This window comes from Maricaulis virginensis, from assembly GCF_027922185.1.
GTDB lineage: Bacteria > Pseudomonadota > Alphaproteobacteria > Caulobacterales > Maricaulaceae > Maricaulis > Maricaulis virginensis.
Window position 1 is genome coordinate 1 of record NZ_BSFE01000020.1, and the last position, 1,033, is coordinate 1,033.

1 protein-coding gene is annotated in these 1,033 nt (G+C 65.3%); it reads right to left on the reverse strand.

Translation table 11 applies throughout. The features are described 5' to 3' along the window. The coding region (locus PKE71_RS17540) for an IS481 family transposase (protein ID WP_271188316.1) at positions 1-949 on the reverse strand (949 nt) is incomplete at its 3' end. Positions 950-1,033 lie beyond the last annotated feature (84 nt).

Consider the following 1,033-nt stretch of genomic DNA (forward strand, 5'->3'; position numbering starts at 1 on the left):
TGTCGTTTCTCACACCGTTGTTCAGCAGGGTTTTGAGCCTTGTCGCTGGCGGTTGCCTGTTGAGAGCATAGTGCGGTCTGGCTGTGTTGTACCAGTGCAGATATCGGGCGAGGTCGCGGTTTCGGCTGTCGGACGAGCGGTAGGGGATGGCGTAGGCCCATTCGCGCATGAGCGTCTGGATGAAGCGCTCGGCCTTGCCATTTGTGCGCGGCGTGTATGGCCGGGTGCGGATATGGCGGATGTTGAGCCATCGCAGGGCCTTGGCGAAGAGGCGTGAGACGTAGGGGCTGCCATTGTCGGTCATGACGCGCTCGACGGTGATGCCGCGGGCTTTTAACCAGCGCAGGGCGCGCACCAGGAAGCCGGTCGAGGTGCCGCGCTTCTGGTCGGGCAGGACCTCGACATAGGCCAGACGGGTGGCGTCATCGATGGCGACATGGACGCAGTCCCAGCCAGCGCCGCGATTTCGGTGGCCCTTGCGCTGGCGGGTGACGCGATGGCCGGGTTTGTCGAAGCGGCCCAGGGATTTGATGTCCAGGTGGAGAAGCTCGCCGGGGCGTTCGCGCTGATAGCGGATGACCGGAGGCTTGGGCTCCAGCGCCTTGAGACGTCCCAGCCCCATCCGCCTGAGCCAGCGCGCCACGGTCGAGCGGGCCAGCCGCAGCCGGTCGGCAATCCCGGCCGCGGTCATGCGGCAGGTGCGGCGCAGCTGCACCGCGACATCCTGCCAGCGCCGGTCGATCATCCGGGCAAACCGGCGCGGCGCACTCGAACGGGTCTCCAGTGCAGCCCGCCCACCGGCCCGGTAGCGGGCCAGCCATTTGTAGACCGTGCGAACCGAGATCCCGAAGGCTGACGCAATCGCCGAAACCGGCTCACCGGCCGCATGCCGTTCGACAATCAGGGCTCGCGCATACGGCGTGGTTCTGGCATTCCTGTGAACGTTCATCCGGGCTCTCCTCGATGGCTGATCGTTTCGCAACAACCAGCTTCAGGGCTTCAGCCCGGATGAACAACCTCATGAGAAATCACA